Source organism: Stenotrophomonas sp. YJH_SMC_119 (assembly GCF_059368315.1).
This window is the reverse complement of record NZ_JCAFRP010000005.1, coordinates 104,011-120,631: the sequence shown is the minus strand read 5'-3', so window position 1 is coordinate 120,631 and position 16,621 is coordinate 104,011. Positions and strand designations below refer to the sequence as shown.

General features: G+C 67.6%; 19 protein-coding genes. 12 read left to right on the top strand and 7 right to left on the bottom strand.

From position 1 onward, the window contains the following. Window positions 1–81: 81 nt before the first annotated feature. On the top strand, window positions 82–513 hold the full coding sequence (locus AC5P6S_RS09770) for a pyridoxamine 5'-phosphate oxidase family protein (protein ID WP_005412573.1): 432 nt from the start codon (window positions 82–84) through the stop codon (window positions 511–513). A gap of 38 nt (window positions 514–551) precedes the next feature. On the opposite strand, the gene AC5P6S_RS09765 is transcribed toward AC5P6S_RS09770, so the two are convergent. After that, window positions 552–1,946, bottom strand: a complete 1,395-nt coding sequence (locus AC5P6S_RS09765; RefSeq protein ID WP_154267742.1) for a DUF2867 domain-containing protein — start codon at window positions 1,944–1,946, stop codon at window positions 552–554. A 24-nt stretch (window positions 1,947–1,970) separates the two neighbouring features. After that, complete coding sequence (locus AC5P6S_RS09760) at window positions 1,971–2,282, bottom strand: metalloregulator ArsR/SmtB family transcription factor (protein ID WP_004147836.1); 312 nt, start codon at window positions 2,280–2,282, stop codon at window positions 1,971–1,973. 129 nt (window positions 2,283–2,411) lie between these two features. Between AC5P6S_RS09760 and AC5P6S_RS09755 the strand changes: the two genes are divergently transcribed. The 5 genes from AC5P6S_RS09755 to AC5P6S_RS09735 all read left to right on the top strand — a co-directional run bounded on the left by AC5P6S_RS09755 (window position 2,412) and on the right by AC5P6S_RS09735 (window position 6,722). Beyond that, a complete protein-coding gene (locus AC5P6S_RS09755) occupies window positions 2,412–2,993 on the top strand; it encodes an NMCC_0638 family (lipo)protein (protein WP_005412577.1) in 582 nt (193 codons plus the stop codon). A gap of 184 nt (window positions 2,994–3,177) precedes the next feature. Further along, window positions 3,178–3,645: a DUF2975 domain-containing protein gene (locus AC5P6S_RS09750; RefSeq protein WP_005412578.1), complete on the top strand. Its 468-nt coding sequence runs from the start codon at window positions 3,178–3,180 to the stop codon at window positions 3,643–3,645. Continuing rightward, a complete protein-coding gene (locus AC5P6S_RS09745) occupies window positions 3,645–3,869 on the top strand; it encodes a helix-turn-helix domain-containing protein (RefSeq protein WP_005408494.1) in 225 nt (74 codons plus the stop codon). The genes AC5P6S_RS09750 and AC5P6S_RS09745 overlap by 1 nt, the downstream gene beginning before the upstream one ends. Window positions 3,870–3,912: 43 nt before the next feature. Next, entirely contained in the window at window positions 3,913–5,451 is a 1,539-nt protein-coding gene (locus tag AC5P6S_RS09740) for a TerC family protein (protein ID WP_005408495.1), read from the top strand. Window positions 5,452–5,585: 134 nt separating this feature from the next. Continuing rightward, window positions 5,586–6,722, top strand: coding sequence for a metallophosphoesterase (locus tag AC5P6S_RS09735; protein ID WP_188246375.1), 1,137 nt, complete (start codon window positions 5,586–5,588; stop codon window positions 6,720–6,722). A gap of 56 nt (window positions 6,723–6,778) precedes the next feature. On the opposite strand, the gene AC5P6S_RS09730 is transcribed toward AC5P6S_RS09735, so the two are convergent. The 5 genes from AC5P6S_RS09730 to AC5P6S_RS09710 form a co-directional block, all read right to left on the bottom strand. After that, window positions 6,779–7,417: a ferric reductase-like transmembrane domain-containing protein gene (locus tag AC5P6S_RS09730; RefSeq protein WP_049403232.1), complete on the bottom strand. Its 639-nt coding sequence runs from the start codon at window positions 7,415–7,417 to the stop codon at window positions 6,779–6,781. Window positions 7,418–7,500: 83 nt separating this feature from the next. Then, the gene (locus tag AC5P6S_RS09725; RefSeq protein ID WP_088431566.1) at window positions 7,501–8,235 is read right to left on the bottom strand and encodes an HvfC family RiPP maturation protein; all 735 of its coding nucleotides are present in this window, start codon (window positions 8,233–8,235) and stop codon (window positions 7,501–7,503) included. Next, window positions 8,228–9,073, bottom strand: a complete 846-nt coding sequence (locus AC5P6S_RS09720; RefSeq protein ID WP_111174195.1) for an HvfB family MNIO-type RiPP peptide maturase — start codon at window positions 9,071–9,073, stop codon at window positions 8,228–8,230. The genes AC5P6S_RS09725 and AC5P6S_RS09720 overlap by 8 nt, the downstream gene beginning before the upstream one ends. A gap of 56 nt (window positions 9,074–9,129) precedes the next feature. Further along, on the bottom strand, window positions 9,130–9,606 hold the full coding sequence (locus tag AC5P6S_RS09715; protein WP_033833324.1) for an HvfA family oxazolone/thioamide-modified RiPP metallophore: 477 nt from the start codon (window positions 9,604–9,606) through the stop codon (window positions 9,130–9,132). A gap of 95 nt (window positions 9,607–9,701) precedes the next feature. Continuing rightward, window positions 9,702–10,346, bottom strand: a complete 645-nt coding sequence (locus AC5P6S_RS09710; protein ID WP_495204582.1) for an HvfX family Cu-binding RiPP maturation protein — start codon at window positions 10,344–10,346, stop codon at window positions 9,702–9,704. Window positions 10,347–10,688: 342 nt separating this feature from the next. Here AC5P6S_RS09710 and AC5P6S_RS09705 point away from each other — a divergent pair, with 342 nt between their 5' ends. From AC5P6S_RS09705 to AC5P6S_RS09680, 6 genes are all read left to right on the top strand, one after another. Continuing rightward, a complete protein-coding gene (locus tag AC5P6S_RS09705; protein ID WP_099474316.1) occupies window positions 10,689–11,483 on the top strand; it encodes an alpha/beta fold hydrolase in 795 nt (264 codons plus the stop codon). Window positions 11,484–11,486: 3 nt separating this feature from the next. Then, the gene (locus AC5P6S_RS09700) at window positions 11,487–12,032 is read left to right on the top strand and encodes a redoxin domain-containing protein (RefSeq protein WP_111193225.1); all 546 of its coding nucleotides are present in this window, start codon (window positions 11,487–11,489) and stop codon (window positions 12,030–12,032) included. Window positions 12,033–12,089: 57 nt separating this feature from the next. Further along, window positions 12,090–12,830, top strand: coding sequence for a response regulator (locus tag AC5P6S_RS09695; protein WP_005408504.1), 741 nt, complete (start codon window positions 12,090–12,092; stop codon window positions 12,828–12,830). Beyond that, window positions 12,827–14,140: a sensor histidine kinase gene (locus AC5P6S_RS09690; RefSeq protein ID WP_012479421.1), complete on the top strand. Its 1,314-nt coding sequence runs from the start codon at window positions 12,827–12,829 to the stop codon at window positions 14,138–14,140. Before AC5P6S_RS09695 ends, AC5P6S_RS09690 begins: the two co-directional genes overlap by 4 nt. Window positions 14,141–14,265: 125 nt before the next feature. After that, window positions 14,266–15,279: a hypothetical protein gene (locus AC5P6S_RS09685; RefSeq protein ID WP_495204581.1), complete on the top strand. Its 1,014-nt coding sequence runs from the start codon at window positions 14,266–14,268 to the stop codon at window positions 15,277–15,279. A gap of 78 nt (window positions 15,280–15,357) precedes the next feature. Next, the gene (locus AC5P6S_RS09680) at window positions 15,358–16,617 is read left to right on the top strand and encodes an MFS transporter (protein WP_049397625.1); all 1,260 of its coding nucleotides are present in this window, start codon (window positions 15,358–15,360) and stop codon (window positions 16,615–16,617) included. The last annotated feature ends 4 nt before the right edge of the window (window positions 16,618–16,621 follow it).

The window sequence follows — 16,621 nt, the reverse complement described above, 5'->3', positions numbered from 1 at the left end:
GAAGAGGTCGCAACTGCCCATCCACGCTTCGGTCACCGCCCTGCGCAGACGCTGGGACTCCATCCGACGAGGGACGACGACATGACCCAGCTCACCCTGCCTGAACTGTCCAGGAAAATGGCCGGCATCGATTTCACGATGCTGCAGACCCACGCCGGCGGAGAGATTGCCGGTCGTCCGATGAGCAACAACGGCGACGTGGACTATGACGGTGACAGCTGGTTCTTCACCACCGAAGACACCGACATGGTGCGCGAGATTGAAGCTGACCCCGCCGTCGCGTTGGGTTTTTCCGGCAGCAAGTCGCTGCTGGGCAAGCCACCGTTGTTCGTGCACGTGCAGGGCAGGGCAGCGCTGGTGCGCGACCGGGCCACGATGAGCCAGCACTGGGTGAAGGACCTGGAGCGATGGTTCGAACAGGGCGTGGATACACCGGGACTGGTATTGATTCACGTGCGCGCCAGCCGCATCCACTACTGGGATGGCGAGGACGAGGGCGAAATCGTGATCTGAGCGGAACCGCGCAGGGCCCGGCGCATCGTGTTCCAGGGTCAGCAGTGCGCAGGGTGTGCTGCCGGATCCCCAAGATTGGCCAGCTCCGGTGCCAAGGCGTGTTCCACCGCACGCCGCAGCAGTGCCGGCGCGACATAGTGCCGGTGCCCGGCGTCGATCAGTGCCATGTACATGCCGCCGAACGCATTGAAGGTCTGCACGCGAGAGCCCAGGCTGATCTCGACATGTCCATCGCTACGCCGCTGCACGCGCACGCTGCTGCGGAAACGCAGGTGCCGATCGTCGGCGCCGAGCAGGACTTCGGCGTCGTTGTCCTGCGCATCGATGTGCGAATCCAGCACCGGAAATCGACCAGCGAACAACCGGCTGCGATCGGTCGACAGCAGTGACGACACCGGGCATCCCAGCGGCGACGTGCGCAACCGCAACGGCGCCACCAGCCGGTTTCGCAGCGCCATCAGATGGCCTACGCCACTGGGCGGATTGCGCAGGAAGCCGTCCAGTACATCGGCCAGCAGTGCCGACGCGGAACGGTGGACCACCTGCGAGGGTTCCAGGCACAGGGTGGTCAGGTCCTGGTAGTGGCTGTGCGGCAGCGCTGTGGGCAGCAGGCCATCGGTGGCGGCGGGCCGCGAACGGATGGGATAGGCCGGTGTGGCACGTTCGACGAACCCGCGCAGCGGCCGCATGGGGATGCGGCGCAGCGGGCCGAGCAGGGCACGGGTACGCGCGCAGAGGTGTGCGCACAGGCTGGGAGGCGCCGCCTGCAGCGACAGTTGCAACAGCGGTGCCGCCGCAAGCGAAGTGCCCGAAGGCCAGTGCGATTCCGGAAGCACCTCGGTCAGGCTGGGGATATCGGCGGCATTGCGTTGCACCTGTGCACGCGCCAGCTCGCTCATCGCGCCGGCCAGTTCATTGCTGTGGCAGGACAACGCGAACAGCGCTGGATGTGCAGGATGGTTCGACGCGAACTGGTGCCAGGTGCCGCCGCCGAAGCGCACGGTAAACAGGCAGTCCGGTGGGATGCGGATGCGCCGAAGCGTGCGCGCGAAGGCACCGGGATCTGCCGCCAGCTGCGTGTCGGAGGCGGTGGCGAAACGCAGCTCGGCTCCCGCGCTGCCGGCGATGGCGGTGAACATGCGCGGGCCTGCATGGCGATGAAACGGGTGGCCACCGGCACCGACGGTGAAGCTGTACAGCGAGGAGGCATCCCCGTGCTGCAGGTGCATTCCACCCAGTCGCGCCGAAGGTTCATCCAACGCATCAATGAACGCCGGGTGGTGGCGCTGACGCTGGCCGGCGTCACTCACCAGCGCGTCACCGGCACCGATGCCGAGCTGCGCGATCAGGGTGACTTCGGTCGGACTGCCGCCGTCCTGTGCCGGAAGCTGCACTGCTGGAAACGAACGGCGATCGTGGGTCGAACCAGGCATCGTCATGCTCCTTGGCGGGGCGGATCAGCGGGCGGGGGACTTGCGGCGGGCGCGGGCTTCACGCTTGAGCGGGCCGCCGACAGGGCAGACTTCGGCCGCCCACGAGAACAACGTGTTGGCCAAACGGTCGGGTACCTGCCTGAAGTACACGAACTGGCCGCGTTTCTCGCGTTCGATCAGTCCGGCTTCCTCGAGGATGCGCAGGTGGCTGGACAACGCCGGCTTGCTGAAGTCGAAGCGCTCGGCCAGCTCGCCCGCGCTGAGTTCGCCGGCACTGAGATAGGCCAGGATCTGCCGGCGGGCGGTGGAGGCAAGGGCTTCGAAGATGCGGTCCATGGCGAGCTAATTAACTAATTCGTTAACTGATACTCCTCCCGCCGGTGGCGGCTGTCAAGCCATGACCCATTGCGCGGCACGCCCGGGCTTTGCCATCCTCCCTGCTGTTTTCCGTAGCGTGGAATCCCGATGCGTCCTGCGTTCTGGCTGGCTTTGGCCCTGCTGCCCACCCTGGCGGCGGCGCAACCCGCGCGCACGCCCAAGGCCAAGGCTCCGGCGCAGGATCCCTTCAGCGAGTTGTTCGATACCGCCTGCATGCAGCACATCGGGGCCCCGGCGCGGTTGCAGTCGCTGATGGAATCCAACGGGCTGTCGCCGCTGCAGCCCGCCGAAGCCGCCACGCTGTTGCAGGGGCAATCGGGCGTGGCCTGGATGGTGCCCCTGGCCAGTGGCCGTTATGCGGTGAGCTGGGCTGACGATGGCACGTGCACGGTCTACGCCGAGAAGGCCGACGCGGCGGTCGTGCAGAAGGGATTCGCCCGGTTGGTGCAGGCCGCGCCGATGCCGTTGCAGGTGCGCTCGCTGCCGGGACGTGGGCCGCTCTCAGCCGATCAGGTGGCCATCCAGTACGGCTGGGCCACCCCGGGGCAGGGCAAGCTGCAGGTGCGCTTCCGCCTGGTCACGCGACAGGCCGCCGATGCCGGTGTGCAGGCGATGGCCTCTGCGACGCCGGGTGAGGCGATGCTGGAGCGGGGCGCGCCCGGGCCCTGACAGGAGCCACGTCTGCGGTTCAGCCTTTCACGGGGCGTGTGATATATCGTTTATCGATAAATCCATCCTGGGGCGGCGCGTCCACCCCAACACCGGAGGCCGCTTGACCGCTCGTCCCGCCCGCGCCAGACCCGCGCGAGGCCTGTTTGCCCTGGCCCAGGCCGCCGTACAGGCCGTCCGGGCGATGTGCTGGCTGGGCATCCTGGCCGCACTGCTGGCGGTGCCGCTGGTCGCCCACGACCGCCGCTGGCTGCTCGACAGCGTGCATGACGCCGAGGCCGCTGCCGCGCACGGCAATGATCTGTTCCTGCACTTCTGCCTGGGCCTGGGCGCGATCATCGCGCTGCTGGTGCTGTGCCTGCTGTTCCTGCGCCATCTGCTGAGGCTGCTGAAGTCGGCGGCGCGCGAGCGGCCGTTCACCCACGCCAATGCACGGCGCCTGCAGCGCATGGCCTGGCTGATGCTGGCAATGGAACTGCTGTCGATCCTGATCGGTGCCTATTCGGCCTGGATGGGCCCGGATTTCACCTGGATGGAGGTCGGCGGTGGCATGTCGATCACTGGCCTGGTGGCCGTGCTGATGCTGTTCGTGCTGGCGCGCGTCTTCGCCGTGGGCGCAGCGATGCGCGACGACCTCGACGGTGTCATCTGATGGCGATCGTCATCACCCTGGACCGCATGCTGCAGGAACGCGGCATGACCCTGTCCGAGCTGGCCGGGCGCATCGACATCACCCTGGCCAATCTGTCGATCCTGAAGACCGGCAAGGCGCGCGCCATCCGCTTTTCCACCCTTGATGCGATCTGCCGCGAGCTGCAGTGCACGCCCGGCGACCTGCTCGGGCACGACCCGGCGCAGGCACAGGACGCTGACTGAGCGGTCGCTCTTTTCCCTTACCTACTGACGAAACGGACCTGAAATGGAATGGTTGGCTGACCCCTCGATCTGGATGGGCCTTGCAACCCTGGTCGTGCTGGAGATCGTTCTCGGCATCGACAACCTGGTGTTCATCGCGATCCTTGCCGACAAGCTACCGCCGCACCAGCGTGACCGCGCGCGGGTAATCGGCCTGGCGCTGGCCTTGCTGATGCGGCTGGTGCTGCTGGCGGCGTTGGCGTGGATCATGAAACTGACCGAGCCGCTGCTGACGCTGTTCGACCACAGCTTCTCCGGGCGTGACCTGATCCTGTTGGGCGGTGGCCTGTTCCTGCTGTTCAAGGGCACCATGGAGCTGCACGAACGGCTGGAAGGCCGCGAACACCACGAGGATGGCAAGAAGGTCTACGCCAGCTTCGCAATGGTGGTGGCACAGATCGTGGTGCTCGACGCGGTGTTCTCGCTGGACTCGGTGATCACCGCGGTGGGCATGGTCGACAACCTGGGCGTGATGTATGCCGCCGTGACCATCGCGATGGCGCTGATGCTGTTGGCCAGCAAGCCGCTGACGCGCTTCGTCAACAAGCATCCCACGGTGGTGGTGCTGTGCCTGGGCTTCCTGCTGATGATCGGTTTCAGCCTGGTGGCCGAGGGCCTGGGCTACAAGATTCCGAAGGGTTACCTGTACGCGGCGATTGCCTTCTCGATCCTGGTCGAGGCGTTCAACCAGTGGGTGCGTTTCAACCGTGAGCGCAACGAGCGCCGCCAGCCGTTCCGCCAGCGCACCGCCGACGCCGTGCTGCGCATGCTGGGCGCGCGCCCGGCCAATGGCCACGACGACGAAAACGCGGACGAACACGTCGATGCCGAAGAGCGCCTGCAGCCGGCGGAGCACGAGATGATCCGCAGCGTGCTGGGGCTGGCCGATCGCCCGGTGTCGAGCGTGATGACGGTGCGTGCCGACGTGCAGTGGATCGACCTGGCCCGTGGGCAGGAGGATGTGGTGGCACGCCTGGTGGCGTCGCCGCACACCCGCTTGCTGGTGGGTGATGGCGACCTGGACAGCCTGCGTGGCGTGGTGCAGAGCCGCGACCTGCTGGCCGACCTGCTGCAGGGCAGGCCGCTGCAGCTGGAAGGCAACCTGCGCGAGCCGCAGTACGTGCTGTCCAGTGCCAGCGCGCTGCAGGCGCTGGAACTGATCCGCCAGCACCCGGTGCCGTTGGCGGTGGCGGTGGACGAGTACGGCAGCGTGGAAGGCCTGGTGACCGCCAACGACCTGCTGGCGGCCATTGCCGGTGACCTGGTCGATACCCAGGACGAGCGCTATGGCGTGGTCGCGCAGGGCGAGGACCAATGGGAGGCCGACGGTGCGCTGACCCTGGACGACCTGCAGCGGCTGGCCGGCGTATCGCTGCCGCGCAGTGCCGACTACATGACCATCTCCGGCCTGGTGCTGGAGCGTCTGGGGCGCCTGCCGGACATCGGTGACGCGGTGGAGATTGCGGATGTTCGCATCACCGTACTGGCGATGGAGAAGCGTCGCATCGCCCGCCTGCGGGTGGAGCGCCTGGGGCATCCGTAGCGTCGAGCCATGCGCGATCGGGGTTCTGTAGCGTCGAGCCATGCTCGACGGCTTCCTGGGCAGCCGAGCATGGGCCCGGCTCTACACAACACGACCCGCAGCCGTCACCATGGCGGGCCCGCTTTCTGTCATGGATGGTTGCAGTGCTGAGTACGATCGGTTTGTTGATGGGCCTGTATGTGGCCTGGCGCCTGTTCTGGCCACTGCGCATGCCCATCTGGATGAAGGTCGTGCTGTCGTTGCTGCTGGTGGGCGTGGCCGTGCAGCTGCGCATCGTCGCCACCTTCTGGGGCACGATGGCCTCGCCGGAGATCCCGAAGCTGGCCATCGCCGTTCTGGCCACCGGCTCCACGGCGGTACTGCTGCTGGCCTTGATGATGCTGGTACTGGATGCCGGCCTGCTGCTTTCGCGCCTGCTGCGTTGGCCGCGCATCGTATCGGCCCTGCGCGCCTCGAAGCTGCGGCCGTTGGCCGGCCTGCTGGCGCTGCTTGTGAGTGGCTATGGCATCAGCCAGGGCATGGCCGTGCCCCAGCCTCGGCAGATCGACGTGGCGATCAAGGATCTGCCTGCTGCGTTCGACGGCTATCGCGTGCTGCAGCTGACCGACATCCACGCCAGCCGCTTGCTGACTGGCGACTGGGTGCGCAAGGTTGTGGACAAGAGCAACGCACTGACACCGGACCTGATCGTGATCACTGGCGATCTGATCGACGGCAGTGTCGAGGCCCGCCGTGACGACGCGCGCCCGCTCGCGGACCTGCGGGCGCCGGACGGCGTCGTCGCCATCACCGGCAACCACGAGTACTACGCGCAGTACCAGGCGTGGATGCAGGCGTTCCGCGCGCTGCACATGCAGGTGCTGGAGAACAGCCATCTGCAGGTACGCCGTGATGACGCGGCGCTGACCATCGCCGGCGTCACCGATCCGGTGGCGGCACGCTATGGCCTGCCGCTGCCGGATCTGGAAACCGCGCTGGCCGGCGCCGATCCCTCTGCACCGGTGATCCTGCTCGATCACCGCCCGCGCAATGCGCGTGAAGCTGCCGCGCGCGGTGTGAAGCTGCAATTGTCCGGGCATACCCACGGCGGGCAGATCTTTGGTATGGACCAGCTGGTGAAACGAGCCAACGGCGGCTATGTCTCCGGCCGCTACGACGTGGACGGGATGACACTGTACGTGAGCAACGGTGCGGGCCTCTGGGCAGGTTTCCCGGCGCGCATCGGCGTGCCGTCGGAGATCACCCTGATCACGCTGCGCCGCGCGCCTTGACCTGAAGTGGGGGTCAGATCCCATTCCCGCAGGTAAAGGCATCTGGCGCCAGCCCCTCAGGCCGCCCGCAGCGGCGGCCGCACATGCGCACTTCGGCGCAGCGCCTGCGCCCGCTTGGCGATCCAGCGCACCACGAAGGCGGTGAACAGCAGCGCCGACGGCACCGCATACCAGAAGTTGCCCGGAACGCGCTTGAAGTACGAGTAGGTAAACACCGCCGCAATGATCCACATACCGGTGACGTGCAGGCGACGCCAGGCGGTGGGTCCCATGCGCCGGGCGAGCCCCCGGTGCGAGGTGATGGCCATCGCCAGGATGGCAATGTAGCCCACCGTGCCCGGGAGGTTGGCCAGCGCGGATCGTGCTGGCCAGAACGCCGGGTTGAGGATGCCGAAACTGGTGATCGCGACTGCATGCAACAGGTGCGAGAACGCGAAGGACAGGCCGATGATGCGCCGTTCGCGCAGCAGGAAGCGGGTGAACGGGCCTGGCAGAAGGCTGGCGAACGACGATGCCGTGAACGCTGCCAGGAACAGCAGGAACGATGTGCGCGCAGTGACCCGGATCGCGGCTCGGCTGCCTTCGGCTGCATCGGGATACAGGGCGAAGGCCGCCAGCGCGAAGGCGATCAGGACCACCGCTACGGCCACGAACAGGCGCCAGCCATGCAGGAAGGACGTGTTGGAAGGAGCCATGATGAGATCTCGAAGTAGGGGGACGGTAGTGCCGGCCGCTGGCCGGCCAAGGAACGGGTAGTGCCGGCCGCTGGCCGGCAACCTCAGAAAGCGGGCAATGCAACCAGCACGCCCGCCGCGCACAGCTCGCCCAGAACAGGCACGCAGGCCATGCGCAATGCGTCCGCTGCCACGCCATGTGTTTCGGACAGCAGCTGCAGTGCTTCATCCACCGACGCGCTGTCGTCACCGAACACCGACAGCAGCGCGTAGGCCAGCGGTGACAGTTCCTCGGTCTGCAGGCTGAAATCGGCGAGGCGCTGGATCACCAGCAGCGTGGGAGCCGTGCTCAACACCGGCTCCAGCGCCCCGTCCTCATGTACTGGCCACTGGTAGCCAAGCACCCGCACCAATGGCGAAACCGCCAGCACATCATTGCCTACGGGAGCGCGCTGCAGCGGCCGCCCGCCGTCACGCGCTTCAATGTGCAGCGACTGCTGCGTGCTCTCGTAGTGCGCCAGTTCCGCTGCCCAGCCCGGCAGCGCCAGCGTGTCCTGCACCGCCAGCCAGGCCGCGAACTCGCCGGCGATCCGTGGGAACAACGGGGTGTGACAGATGTGGCTGGCATAGTAGTGCTCCACGATGTCGCGCCAGCGCGACGTGCCCAACTGTTGCTGCAGTCGCGGCAGGCTGCCCGCCAGCAGGCTGTCCAAGCTGTCGATGCACAGGCGGCGGTAGACCGCCATCCGCCGCGCCTCGATGTCATCGGGTGCGGTCTTTGCAGGGTCGCGCACATGATCGGCCCAGCGCCGTTGCAGGGTAGCCAGCGACTCAGCCATGGGTCACCTCGGGCCAACGTGCCTCGGCCTGCGCCTGGCGGATCTGCCCGACCTCGGCCAGCAATTCGGCAAGCGGGGGGAAGTTGAAGTCGCGTTCGAGCAGCGTGGGGCGCACGCCCACCCGCATGTAGGCCTCGCGCAACAGCGCCCAGACCACGCCTTTCACCGGCGCACCATGGGTATCGATCTTGAAGCCGTCGTCTTCATCGAAGTGGCCCGCTACGTGCAGCGAGGCGACACGGTGGGACGGCACGCGGGCCAGGAATTCGAAGGCGTCGTAACCGTTGTTGCAGGCATTGACGAAGACGTTGTTGACGTCCAGCAGCAGGTCGCAGTCGGCTTCGGCGAGCACGGCGTTGATGAAGTCGATCTCGCTCATGTCCGCGCCGGCGATGGCGTAGTAGGAAATGTTCTCCACGGCGATGCGTCGGCCCAGCATGTCCTGCACTTGGGCGATACGGCCGGCGACATGGTGAACGGCCTCGGCGGTGAACGGCAGTGGCAGCAGGTCGTAGACATGGCCACCGGCGGCGCAGTAGCTCAGGTGTTCGCTGTACAGCTGCACCTGGTGCAGGTCGAGGAAGGCACGGGTCTGTGCCAGCAGGGTGCGGTCCAGCGGATCAGGACCGCCCAGCGACAGCGACAGGCCGTGGCAGGTCAGGGGATGGCGCTCGCTGAGCTGGCGCAGCGCGGCGCCGTGTGCACCGCCGACGCCGATCCAGTTGTCAGGGGAGACTTCGAGGAAGTCGATGGCACCGGCCGGCATTGCCAGCAGTTCGTCGATCAGGCCACGGCGCAGGCCAAGGCCGGCGGCATTGAAGGGCAGGGGCAGGGACATGGCGGATGCTCCAGAGAAAGGGCGCCGCCCTGAAGGCGGCGCCGGTTGGACGTCGATCAATCGGCAACGCGGGAGAACAGGCCCTTCGGCATCGGCTTGCCGTTGGCGGTGTAGACGCTGCGCAGGTAGTCGTGCGCTTCCTGCTCGCTGATGTAACCGTCGTGGTCGGTGTCGATGCGGTCGAACTCGGCGGCGCGCTTGGCGGCCACAGCGTTGAACTCGGCACGCGAGACCTTGCCGTCGTGGTCGCGGTCAGTGCGGGCAAACGAGGCGTCGCCGCACTTGCCTTCACCACACTGGCCTTCGGCCACCTTGGCCTTGCCGGCGGGCTTGCCGGTGGTAGCCTTGTTGGCCCCGCACTTGCCTTCACCGCACTTGCCTTCGGCGGCGGCGCTCATGGCCACCGCGCTGATCGCCAGCGGTTGGATCGCGGCGGCCTGGCCGGCCAGCAGCAGGCCACCGGCCAAGGCAATGCCGATGGCACCGATGCGCGGCAGGCGGGAGGAGGGGGTGTTCCTGGTCGAGATGGACATGGTGATGACTCCTTGGGAAAGCACGCGGGGCGTGCGGGATGGACGCCGCCGAGGAGGCGACGGAAAGCGAAAGGCGCGGGAACAGGGGAATCAGCTCAGGCGGCGTGGCGACGGCGCAGCAGATAGCCCAGCAGCAGCACGCCGCCGAGCAGGGCACCGCCGAAGCCGATGCCGGGCAGCAGCGCGGCAACCGGCAGCAGCAGGGCGATCAGGCTGACGCCCCAGCCCAGGCCGTCATTGCCGACAGCGGCATGCTGTGAGCCGGCCAACAGCCGGTCTACGCTGAGCGCGCCACCGCCGTTGAGGATCAGTGGCAGCAGCATGGTCAGGAACAGCAGCGGCAGCTTGAAGTTGCCGTAGCCCTGGTCGGTGATCGCATAGCCCTGCCAGAGCTCACCCAGGTCGTTCCATTGGTCGGGCCAGTGCACGGCGGCGATGGCAACGATGGTGAGGACCCAGAAGACGTAGGCCACCGAGCGCGTGGCCAGGCCGAGCAGCAGCATCACCGCGCCCACCAGTTCCAGCCAGGTCGCCAGCTGCCAGTTCAGCGATGCGGGCAGGGCGGAGAACGGGAACGGGAAGCGGCCTTCCAGGTCGGCGAACCAGTTCTGGCCGCCCAGCTTCTCGCGGCCGGATTCAAAGAACTCCCAGGCCAGCAGGGTGCGCAGCGCCAATGGCGAGAGCCAGCGGCCGACGGCATCCAGGCGGGGGGTATACAAGGAAGAGGCGGTGCTGATCATGGTGGTGTCCTGCGGGCCAGTGGTCGATGGAGGCCATTCCAGGCGGCGCAGGTATCGGCAACGTGTGCCGTTGCCCGGGGTTTTGTCAGCGACTGTGGTCGCGGCCGGGGTTTCGTACAGTCAGATACAAAGACGATGCGTTGACGCACATCGGGGCGTTGCGCGCCCGCGTGCGGGGAGCGATATTCACCCGAAAGCGCCCAGCCAGGACCGGCGCGCGAATGTATCCCACTGTAGAAACCCGCCTGCGCCCTACAGTCCGGTACAACTCCGCGCAGCGGAGAAACAGCGGTGATACACCGGCAGGCGGAAATGGCCATTCCCAACACCGGAGTGCCACCCATGATCCGTACCTCGTTGCTTGCCGCTGCTCTCGCCCTTGCCGGCGCAGCCACCCCCGCCTTCGCCAGCCAGGTCGATACCGCTGCACCGCCCACCGTCATCCTGGTGCACGGCGCCTTCGCCGATGGCTCCAGCTGGAGCAAGGTCATCAGTACCCTGCATGACTGGAAGCTGCCGGCGGTGGCCGTACAGAATCCGCTCACCTCGTTGGCCGACGACGTCGCCGCCACCCGTCGTGCGATTGCCGCTGCGCCTGGCAAGGTGGTGCTGGTCGGCCACAGCTGGGGTGGCACGGTCATCACCGAAGCGGGCAATGACCCGAAGGTGCAGGCGCTCGTGTATGTGGCGGCGTTCGCACCGGACGCAGGGCAATCTTCGGCGCAACAGGGCGAAGGTTTCCCGGTCGGTCCGGGTCTGGCCCGACTGCAGGAAAGGGACGGCTACCTGACCTTGCCGGCTGATGCCATCGCCCAGGACTTCGCGCCGGACGTGATGAAAAAATCGGCCGCACTGCTGTACAGCACGCAGGTCCCGTTGAAGGCCAGCGCTCTGGGCGAGGTGGTGAACGTTGCGGCGTGGCGCAGCAAGCCGAGCTGGTACGTGCTCAGCCGCGATGACCGCATGCTGTCGCCGCAGCTGCAGGCCGCGACCGCACGTCGCATCGGTGCACAGCTGCAATCGATCGGCAGCAGCCATGTGTCGCTGCTTTCGCATCCGGCGCAGGTGGCCGACAGCATCCTGGAAGCGGCGGGGGTGAAGCCGGCGGAACTGCCGCTGGCCGAGCAGGGGGGCTGAGCGATGGCCGCACTGCGAGGGTACGCATTGCCGCTGTTGCTGGCCCTGCTGGGCGGAGCGGCGTTGTTGCTGGCATGGCCCGGCGCGGATGCCGGCGCGCAACCGCTCGATGCAGAACCGATGGCTGGGTTCGACGGTGGCGGGCCCTGGCACAACAGCCCACCGCTCACACTGAAGCAGTTGCGGGGGCAGGTGGTGCTGGTCGAGTTCTGGACCTACACCTGCCGCAACTGCCTCAACGTGGCGCCGCATGTCCACCAGTGGCATGCACGCTACGCGTCGCAGGGCCTGAGGGTGATCGGCGTGCATACGCCGGAGTTCGCCTATGAAGGGCTGCCCGGCAACGTGCGCAAGGCCATCGCACGGTTGGACATCACCTGGCCGGTGGTGCAGGACAACCAGTACCGGATCTGGAACGCCTGGCGCAACCGCTTCTGGCCCGCGCTGTACCTGCTCGACCGTCAGGGGCAGGTGGTCTACCGCCATTACGGCGAGGGCGACTACGCACGTACCGAAAGCGAGATCCAGCGCCTGCTGGCCAACCCCTGAGCCGCGCTACCATGGCCGCGCAGCGCGGCCCTGACCTCCGTCTTCATCGAGAACGCAATGAACCACGTACCGCATATCCTGGTCGTCGACGATGACAGCGAGATCCGCCAGATGCTGGCCGATTACCTGCAGCGCAACGGCCTGCGCGTGAGCCAGGCCGACGGTGGCCGGGCCATGCGCGCGCTGATGGATACCCATGCCGTGGATCTGGTGGTGCTGGACGTGATGATGCCGGGCGAGGACGGCCTGAGCCTGTGCCGCAACCTGCGCGCCGGCAAGCATCGCGCGGTGCCGGTGGTGCTGCTGACCGCCCGCGACGACGAGACCGACCGCATCATCGGCCTGGAAATGGGCGCTGATGACTATGTGACCAAGCCCTTCTCTTCGCGCGAACTGCTGGCACGCATCAATGCGGTGATCCGCCGCACGCAGATGCTGCCGCCAAATCTGCAGGTGAGCGAAGCAGGTCGCCAGCTGGCCTTCGGCGAGTGGCGCCTGGACACCACCGCACGCCATCTGCTGGATGCGCAGGACACCGCGCATCCGCTCAGTGGCGCCGAGTTCCGCCTGTTGCGCGTGTTCCTCGATCACGCCAATCGGGTGCTTAGCCGTGACCAGCTGCTCAGCCTCACCCAGGGCCGCGATGCCGAACTGTTCGACCGCTCGATCGATCTGCTGGTCAGCCGCGTGCGGCAGCGCCTGGGTGACGACGCACGCGAGCCGACCTACATCAAGACCGTGCGCAGCGAAGGCTATGTGTTCAGCGTGCCGGTGCAGTTGCTGGGGCCGGACGAATGAACACCACCGCACACCGCCCACGCTGGCCGCGCACGCTGTCGGCGCGGCTGCTGCTGGTGCTGCTGGGCGGACTGACCCTGGCCCACGCACTGTCCTTCGGCCTGCTGTTCTTCGAACGCTACCAGTCCACCCGCAGCATGATGCTGCGCAACCTGGACGAAGACGTGGCCGTGAGTGTCGCGCTGCTGGAACACCTGCCCGCAGGCCAGCGCGCAGCCTGGGTGCCGCGGCTGGAGCGGCGCACCTACCGTTACCTGTTGCGCCCGGTCGCCGCAGGACCCGGGCTGCAGACCGATCGTGCACGCCAGGTCACGGCGATCATCGACGACAGCCTGCAGCACCGCTATCCGTTGCAGGCACGCCAGGTGGCTCGCCTGCCGGAGCGGTTCGAGGTGGAACTGCGCCTGCACGACGGCACCCCCTTGACCATCGAAGTCACCCCGTCGGGCCTGCCGCTGGCGCGCTGGCTGCCCGCCGTGTTGCTGGTGCAGCTGGCGCTGCTGCTGGTGTGCGCGTGGCTGGCGGTGCGCCTGGCCATGCGCCCGCTGCAGCAGCTGTCGCATGCGGTGGAGCATCTGCAGCCGGGCAAGGACGGGCCCGAACTGCCTGAAGATGGCCCGGCGGAAGTGGGCGGCGCGGCGGCTGCGCTCAACGCACTGCAGGCACGCATTCGTGGCCATGTCAGTGAGCGCCTGCAGATCCTGGCCGCGATCTCGCATGACCTGCAGACCCCCATCACGCGCATGAAGCTTCGGGTGGAGACCCTGCCTGAAGACAGCACCCAGCAGCGGTTGCTGGACGACCTCGACCAACTGGGTCAACTGGTGCGTGAGGGCGTGGCCTATGCGCGCAGCAGCCACGTCGCCAGTGGCGCACCGGTGTCGATGGACCTGGGCGCGTTCCTGGCCAGTGTGGTCGGCGATTACGAGGACATGGGCAAGCCGGTCAGCGGTGGTGCGCCCGCTGGACTGGTCGTGCAGACCTGGCCGCAGCCGCTGCGCCGGGTGGTCGGCAATCTGGTCGACAACGCGTTGCGTTACGCGGGTGCCGCCGAGGTCGAGGCGGGCCGTGATGACGCCGGCAGAGTGTGGATCAGCATTTCCGACCGTGGCCCTGGCATTCCCGAGGGCCAGCTGCAGGCAGTGCTGGCGCCGTTCCATCGGCTGGAAAGCTCGCGCAACCGCGATACAGGCGGCACTGGCCTGGGCCTGGCCATCGCGGTGCAGCTGGCACAGTCGCTGGGCGGCTCGCTGAGGTTGCACAACCGCGAGGGCGGCGGCCTGCGGGCGGAACTGCAGCTGCCGGGGTAACGGGCGGGGTCGGATCCCTTTGCGGGAGCGAAGGGCGCTGACCCCGACGTGGGATCTGCGACGTTCCTGCACGGCCTCGGGATCGGCGATCATCTGCAGGGAGTGTCGAAACCAGGAAACACGCAATGCAGGGAACGCAGCATTCAATCCGGCGCCCGCGCCACGTCGCGCTGCTGGTCGGTCTACTCACGCTGGCGGCATGCCAACGCATACCGGATGCGCCGGCCGGGGCACCCGTAGCGGGCACACCGCTTGCCGCCCCGGCCACCGCAACAGACCTCTCTCCGCTGCTCGATGCCCTGCCGACCTGCGCGCTGGACGGCTGGTACATCGATCAGCAGACCAGGCGCCCGGCCCATCCCTGGTTGGCGACGAACGCGCCGAAGCCCTGCAAGGAGCTCGGGGAGAACGAGATCGCCACGTTCTGCGTGCAGGGGCAATGGAAGGGGCTGCCGGTGGAGGAGGTGATCCTGCCGACGATGACCTTCGTCTCGTTCCGTGGCGCGAAGATCGGCCTGCCGCTGGAGAAGGCACGTCCCATCGTCCGCCAGCGCTTCGGGCAGGAATTCCCGGGTGGCGCGGCGTACGAGGCGGGCCGCGAGCCGAAGCTGCTGGCCGATCCCGAGGATGCGCAGCGCTCATGGCTGCTGTGCAGCACGCCGGAACCGGGAGACGATCTGGGCAGCCAGGCAGGCGTCAGCTATTCCGGCATGAACCTGCCCTACGACCACGACGGTTGCAGCTACCGCTACAGCCCGGTCGACTTCTGCGATGCGCGGCACCGCGGAGCCATCGAAGATGCCCTCCAGCATCAGAAACCCAATTTCAACAAGCACTACCTGCTGGTGCAGGTCGATGATCGACCCGAGTACTTCCAGCGCACGCTGGTGCTGGTCGACACCCGCACCGGACGCGCCACGCCATTGCCGATCGATGCCTTCACCGGCCCGGCGGGGAAGGGCGGTGATGCTACCGGCTACGGGACACTGGAAACGGGCGTGGACCAGCCGCAGTTCTGCCTCGATGGTGCGCTGCTGGTCTACCGCGTGTTCGAGGAAGGCCGTTTCTGCTTCGGCTTTGACGGTGAGCGCTTCACCGGCCATGAAACCCAGTACATGCAGGCAGCAGACAGCCGATGACCGGTATTTCACCCCGTCCATGCCACGCTGCGCGGAACCTGCGCAACCGGGATCGAGGCTGTTGAAGGCGAATACGCAATGACCGCGGCGCGGCAGCGCTCGATGTGGGTGGCGGGCCTGTCCACGGTGGTGGAGTGGTACGACTTCACCCTGTACCTGTACTTCGCCACGGTGTTGTCGCGGGTGTTCTTCGGCGGCGGCGAACAGGCGCTGCTGGCCACCCTGGCAGGCTTCGCGGTGTCCTACCTGATGCGCCCGCTGGGCGCGCTGTGCTTCGGCCACCTGGGCGACCGCCTGGGCCGGCGCTGGATGCTGCTGGCTTCGATGGCGTTGATGGCGGCGGCAATGCTGGCCACCGCGCTGCTGCCAACCGCGGCCACCGCAGGCACCACGGCGGGCGTGCTGCTGCTGGTACTGCGCTGCGTGATGGCGTTTTCGGTGGGCGGTGAGTACACCGGGGTGGTGGCGTACCTGCTGGAAAGCGCACCGGCGCAGCGACGTGGCCTGGTGACCTCGCTGGCGTCCGCAGCCAGCGAGGTGGGTGCGTTGCTGGCGGTGGCGATCTCCGCGGTTACCGTGGCGCTGCTCGCGCCCGCGCAGCTGGACAGCTGGGGCTGGCGTATTCCGTTCTTCGTTGGCGCGGCGCTGGCACTGGTGATCCTGGTCGCGCGCTCGGGCATGCACGAGTCGCCGGAGTTCGAGCGGCAGCGCCGCGAGGGCAGCATTCCCGCGACGCCGCTGAAGCATGTGCTGCGCAACCATCCGCTGGCGGTGGCGCGCACGTTCGCGATCTCGGCGCTGGGCTCGATTACTTACTACGTCGGCATCACCTATGTGCCCGCATTCCTGCATGCGCGGGGCCACGATGAGGGCGATGCGCTGTGGCTGTCGACGATTGCGGCCGTGGCGGTGATCGCGATCACGCCCCTGTGCGGCGCATTGTCCGACCGTGTCGGAAGACGGCCGGTGCTGTTGGGCCTGACCGTGCTGGCAGCGCTGCTGCCGCTGTCCTTGTTCGCGTGGATGGCGCAGGCGACGCCGCTGGGCATCGCGCTGGCCGCGGTGTTGCTGGCCTGCGTGGCCGGTGGCGTGAGCGCGGTGGCGGCCCCGGCCACGGCCGAGCAGTTCCCCGGCGAAGGGCGGGTCAGCGGGCTGGCACTGGGGGTGACCATGGCCACGGCCGTGTTCGGCGGTGCAACGCCATGGCTGGCGCAATGGTGGGTGGAACGCAGCGGCTGGGCAGCAGCGCCAGGCGCGATGATCGCGCTGGTGGCGGTGCTGGTGCTGCCGGTGCTGTGGACCCTGCCCGAGACGGTCCCGGGCAGGGCCAAGCGCTAGCGGG

What these genes read in the sequence shown, in the direction of transcription:
- AC5P6S_RS09770 (WP_005412573.1), top strand. Translation starts at nt 82, where the DNA reads ATGACCCAGCTCACCCTGCCTGAACTGTCCAGGAAAATGGCCGGCATC.
- AC5P6S_RS09765 (WP_154267742.1), bottom strand. Translation starts at nt 1,946, where the DNA reads ATGCCTGGTTCGACCCACGATCGCCGTTCGTTTCCAGCAGTGCAGCTT.
- AC5P6S_RS09760 (WP_004147836.1), bottom strand. Translation starts at nt 2,282, where the DNA reads ATGGACCGCATCTTCGAAGCCCTTGCCTCCACCGCCCGCCGGCAGATC.
- AC5P6S_RS09755 (WP_005412577.1), top strand. Translation starts at nt 2,412, where the DNA reads ATGCGTCCTGCGTTCTGGCTGGCTTTGGCCCTGCTGCCCACCCTGGCG.
- AC5P6S_RS09750 (WP_005412578.1), top strand. Translation starts at nt 3,178, where the DNA reads ATGTGCTGGCTGGGCATCCTGGCCGCACTGCTGGCGGTGCCGCTGGTC.
- AC5P6S_RS09745 (WP_005408494.1), top strand. Translation starts at nt 3,645, where the DNA reads ATGGCGATCGTCATCACCCTGGACCGCATGCTGCAGGAACGCGGCATG.
- AC5P6S_RS09740 (WP_005408495.1), top strand. Translation starts at nt 3,913, where the DNA reads ATGGAATGGTTGGCTGACCCCTCGATCTGGATGGGCCTTGCAACCCTG.
- AC5P6S_RS09735 (WP_188246375.1), top strand. Translation starts at nt 5,586, where the DNA reads ATGGTTGCAGTGCTGAGTACGATCGGTTTGTTGATGGGCCTGTATGTG.
- AC5P6S_RS09730 (WP_049403232.1), bottom strand. Translation starts at nt 7,417, where the DNA reads ATGGCTCCTTCCAACACGTCCTTCCTGCATGGCTGGCGCCTGTTCGTG.
- AC5P6S_RS09725 (WP_088431566.1), bottom strand. Translation starts at nt 8,235, where the DNA reads ATGGCTGAGTCGCTGGCTACCCTGCAACGGCGCTGGGCCGATCATGTG.
- AC5P6S_RS09720 (WP_111174195.1), bottom strand. Translation starts at nt 9,073, where the DNA reads ATGTCCCTGCCCCTGCCCTTCAATGCCGCCGGCCTTGGCCTGCGCCGT.
- AC5P6S_RS09715 (WP_033833324.1), bottom strand. Translation starts at nt 9,606, where the DNA reads ATGTCCATCTCGACCAGGAACACCCCCTCCTCCCGCCTGCCGCGCATC.
- AC5P6S_RS09710 (WP_495204582.1), bottom strand. Translation starts at nt 10,346, where the DNA reads ATGATCAGCACCGCCTCTTCCTTGTATACCCCCCGCCTGGATGCCGTC.
- AC5P6S_RS09705 (WP_099474316.1), top strand. Translation starts at nt 10,689, where the DNA reads ATGATCCGTACCTCGTTGCTTGCCGCTGCTCTCGCCCTTGCCGGCGCA.
- AC5P6S_RS09700 (WP_111193225.1), top strand. Translation starts at nt 11,487, where the DNA reads ATGGCCGCACTGCGAGGGTACGCATTGCCGCTGTTGCTGGCCCTGCTG.
- AC5P6S_RS09695 (WP_005408504.1), top strand. Translation starts at nt 12,090, where the DNA reads ATGAACCACGTACCGCATATCCTGGTCGTCGACGATGACAGCGAGATC.
- AC5P6S_RS09690 (WP_012479421.1), top strand. Translation starts at nt 12,827, where the DNA reads ATGAACACCACCGCACACCGCCCACGCTGGCCGCGCACGCTGTCGGCG.
- AC5P6S_RS09685 (WP_495204581.1), top strand. Translation starts at nt 14,266, where the DNA reads ATGCAGGGAACGCAGCATTCAATCCGGCGCCCGCGCCACGTCGCGCTG.
- AC5P6S_RS09680 (WP_049397625.1), top strand. Translation starts at nt 15,358, where the DNA reads ATGACCGCGGCGCGGCAGCGCTCGATGTGGGTGGCGGGCCTGTCCACG.